4 protein-coding genes are annotated in these 3,852 nt (G+C 31.3%); all 4 read left to right on the top strand.

The window, feature by feature from the left end:
• The coding region (rnr, locus tag RMN92_RS08625; protein WP_309609066.1) for a ribonuclease R at positions 1 to 1,798 on the top strand (1,798 nt) is incomplete at its 5' end.
• 42 nt (positions 1,799 to 1,840) lie between these two features.
• The gene (locus RMN92_RS08620; RefSeq protein ID WP_309609065.1) at positions 1,841 to 2,512 is read left to right on the top strand and encodes a head GIN domain-containing protein; all 672 of its coding nucleotides are present in this window, start codon (positions 1,841 to 1,843) and stop codon (positions 2,510 to 2,512) included.
• Positions 2,513 to 2,560: 48 nt separating this feature from the next.
• The gene (locus tag RMN92_RS08615; RefSeq protein ID WP_309609064.1) at positions 2,561 to 3,244 is read left to right on the top strand and encodes a LysE family transporter; all 684 of its coding nucleotides are present in this window, start codon (positions 2,561 to 2,563) and stop codon (positions 3,242 to 3,244) included.
• 1 nt (position 3,245) lies between these two features.
• A complete protein-coding gene (locus RMN92_RS08610) occupies positions 3,246 to 3,608 on the top strand; it encodes a hypothetical protein (protein WP_309609063.1) in 363 nt (120 codons plus the stop codon).
• Positions 3,609 to 3,852: the final 244 nt, after the last annotated feature.

The raw sequence follows: 3,852 nt of genomic DNA, 5'->3' as shown, positions 1-3,852 counted from the left end.
TAATCGTAGAAAAGGAAAACGGCCAGAAGGTGAAGTTATTGAAGTGGTAGAACGAGCCAAAACCGATTTCGTTGGCGTTATTGCAATTCATCCAAACTTTGCTTTTGTTTCTACAGCAAATCCAAAAATGTATACCGATATTTTTATTCCTAAAGATAAAATTGGAGAAGCTGAAAACGGTGATGTTGTTTTGGTTCATATTGAAGATTGGCCAAAAAAAGCCGATTCTCCTTTTGGAACAGTAACCAAAGTTCTTGGTAAACCAGGCGAACATAATACTGAAATTCACGCTATTTTAGCCGAATATGGTTTACCATCAGAATTTCCTGTTGAAGTTGAAGTTTTTGCACAAAAAATAGATACTTCAATTCAAGAAACAGAAATTGCAAAACGTCGGGATATGCGAAATATCTTGACTTTTACCATCGATCCTAAAGATGCAAAAGATTTTGATGATGCACTTTCATTCCAAAAACTAGAAAATGGAAACTACGAAATAGGCATTCACATTGCTGATGTTTCCCATTATCTTCAAGAAGGAACAATTTTGGATGATGAAGCTTATCAGCGTGCTACTTCAGTTTATTTGGTGGACAGAGTTGTACCAATGTTACCAGAAGTTTTATCAAATTTTGCCTGTTCACTTCGACCAAATGAAGAAAAATATACCTTTTCTGCTATTTTTGAAATTGATAATAAAGCAACAGTAATAACCCAATGGTTTGGAAGAACAGTAATAGATTCCAACCAACGTTTTTCTTACGAGGAAGCGCAATATATTATAGAAACCAAAGACAATACCATTCCATTAGAAACATCCATTACAGGAAGTGCTTACGTAGTTTCTGATGAAATTGTAGCTGCTACTTTAAAACTAGACGAACTAGCTAAAATTATGCGCCGAAAACGTATGAATGATGGTGCTATTTCTTTTGATAAAGTCGAAGTAAAATTTAATTTAAGTGAAGATGGCGATCCTGAAGGTGTTTATTTCAAAGTTTCAAAAGATGCCAATCATCTAATTGAGGAATTCATGCTTTTGGCAAATAAAAAAGTGGCTGAATTTATTGGTAAACAAAAGAAAACTTTTATTTATAGAATTCACGACGAACCAAACGAAGACAAACTGTATGCCATGCAAGCTGTTATTGCAAAATTTGGTTATAAAATCGATTTCAGAAGTGGCGATATTTCCAAAGCATTAAATCAATTAATGGAAGATGTAAATGGAACCAAAGAGCAAAACTTAATCGATACTTTAGCGATTCGAAGTATGAGTAAAGCCAAATATTCCACAGATAATATTGGACATTATGGTTTGGCTTTCGATTATTATTCTCATTTTACTTCACCAATTCGTCGTTATCCAGACGTGATGGTGCACAGATTATTGCAATTTTATTTAGACGGAGGAAAATCAGTTTCTGAAGAAGTTTACGAAGAAAAATGTTTGCATTGTTCCACCATGGAAGGTTTAGCTACCAATGCTGAACGCGATTCTATCAAATATATGCAAGTAAAATACATGCAAGACCATCAAGATCAGGAATTTTTGGGAGTAATTTCTGGTGTGACCGAATGGGGAATTTATGTTGAAATCATTGAAAATAAATGCGAAGGAATGGTTCGTATTCGAGAAATTAAAGACGATTATTATACTTTTGATGAAAAGCAATACGCATTGGTTGGCGCGACAACAAAAAGTTTATTACAATTGGGAGATGAAATTTATGTTAAAGTAAAAACCGCGGATTTAGTAAAAAAACAATTGGATTTTTATTTCTTAAGGAAGAATTAAAGTTTTTTTATAACGCGTTTTAAAAATTTAAATTTATTACAAATGAAAAAGATACTTTTATTGACTTTTATATTGGTTTCACAATATAATTTTGGACAAGTAACCAAAGATGTAGGCAACTTTACGAAAGTAACCGCTTTCGATAAAATTTCGGTTCAACTCATTGAATCAGATGAAAATAAAGTGGAACTTAAAGGGAAATATGAAAATGAAGCCGAATTGGTTAACAACAATGGCGAACTTAAAATAAGACTTCCTATAGGTAAATTTTTAGATGGAGAAGACTTAACAGTAAAAGTATATTTCAAAGAAATACTAGCTGTAGAAGCCAACGAAGGATCTTATTTATCTTGTCAATCAGAAATTAAATCAGTAGGTTTTGATATCATTGCCAAGGAAGGTGCTGTTATAAAACTGAATGTAAATGCTCAAAGAATTATTCTAAAAGCATCACAAGGTGCAGAAGTTAATTTATCTGGCAAAGCACAAAATCTAGACATAGTAACCAATACAGGAGCAAAAGTTAAAGCAGAAACTTGCAAAACAGAACAAACAGTAGTTTCGGTGAACGCGGGCGGTTTTGCAGATGTTTATGCTACAGATTTTGTGGATGCAAAAACCAGAGCAGGTGGAACAATTACCATTTACGGTAATCCAAAACAAGTGAATCAGAAAACCGTGCTTGGGGGAAAAATCATTATAAGTAAAAGATAGTTTGGTTTTAAATTATTAACTTGCCATTTCTCCTAAAGACAAAAATTTATGTTAGAATACATTTTAAGAAACGGAATACCATTAGGCTTTTTTTTAAGTTTTATGATAGGTCCCGTTTTCTTTGTATTATTAGAAACCAGTATTACAAAAGGATTTCGGGCAGCATTGTTTTTTGACTTAGGCGTTATTTTGGCCGATGTTTTCTTTATTTCAGTCGCCTATTTAGGAAGTTACAGATTAATTCAAAGTCTAAAAGACGATCCCGCATTGTATATTTTTGGTGGAATAATTATGGTAACTTATGGTCTAATCTCATTTTTTAAACTTCGTAAAGCGGTAAAAGCAGAAGATGAAGAAGAAGCTGTAGAAGTCATCAAGAAAGGTTATCTAAGCCTTTTTATAAAAGGTTTTTTACTTAATTTTATAAATATTGGCGTTTTAGGTTTTTGGTTGCTGATTATTATTACTTACGGACCAAAATTACAAATGGACAATTCAAATGTAGTTTGGTTTTTTACTACGGTTATTATCTCTTACATAATTACAGATATTGGTAAAATACTCTTATCTAAACAATTAAGAAGCAAATTAACACCGCCAAATATTATCAAAATAAAAAAAGTGAGTAGTATTGTCATGGTTATTTTTGGTTTGTTTTTATTGTTTGAAGGTTTATATCCAAGTGAGCAAAAATTTGTAAAAAATGCTATTGATAAGATAGAGAAGAAATAAAATGCTTTTATCATTTTCATTGGAAGAAAGAGAACCAATTTGGATGGCGCTCTCAGAATTTTATCTTGATACAGAACTTTCAAGTGATGATTTGGTATTTACAGCCAAAATATTTAATAATAGTCCCTATAATTTAGAAGAAATTAAAAGGATTAATAAATATGAAGTTTATCCTGTACTTTATCCAAACTTATTGAGTATGTATGGTGTCTGGAATGGCTTCGACAAAACTTGGTTAATAGAATGTATCATTGCAAGAGTTAATAGACAATCTCCTATTGGAAAAGTAATTCTTGAAATAAAATATTATATTTTTAGCGGCAAAAAGATAGTTGATTGGGAAAAACTTAAAAAGAAATACTAAAATAAATACTTTTATTGATTCGAACATTATCTTTAATTAATTTTTTCTAAAAATTTAAAACAAAAAAAGAGACACATTTCTGTATCTCTTCTTGAGGCATCGTCCGGATTCGAACGTAACTTTAATCAATTTTTACTAAAAATTTAAAACAAAAAAAGAGACACATTTCTGTATCTCTTCCTGAGGCATCGTCCGGATTCGAACATTATCTTTAATTAATTTTTAGAAAAAATTAATTAAAGAT

This window comes from Flavobacterium sp. (assembly GCF_031363805.1).
Classification (GTDB): domain Bacteria; phylum Bacteroidota; class Bacteroidia; order Flavobacteriales; family Flavobacteriaceae; genus Flavobacterium.
The sequence above is the reverse complement of the archived record's forward strand: the minus strand, read 5'-3'. Positions and strand labels throughout refer to the sequence as shown.

Bases quoted from the DNA above. Each gene is read 5' to 3' on its own strand.
- RMN92_RS08620 (WP_309609065.1), top strand. From the start codon at position 1,841: ATGAAAAAGATACTTTTATTGACTTTTATATTGGTTTCACAATATAAT.
- RMN92_RS08615 (WP_309609064.1), top strand. From the start codon at position 2,561: ATGTTAGAATACATTTTAAGAAACGGAATACCATTAGGCTTTTTTTTA.
- RMN92_RS08610 (WP_309609063.1), top strand. From the start codon at position 3,246: ATGCTTTTATCATTTTCATTGGAAGAAAGAGAACCAATTTGGATGGCG.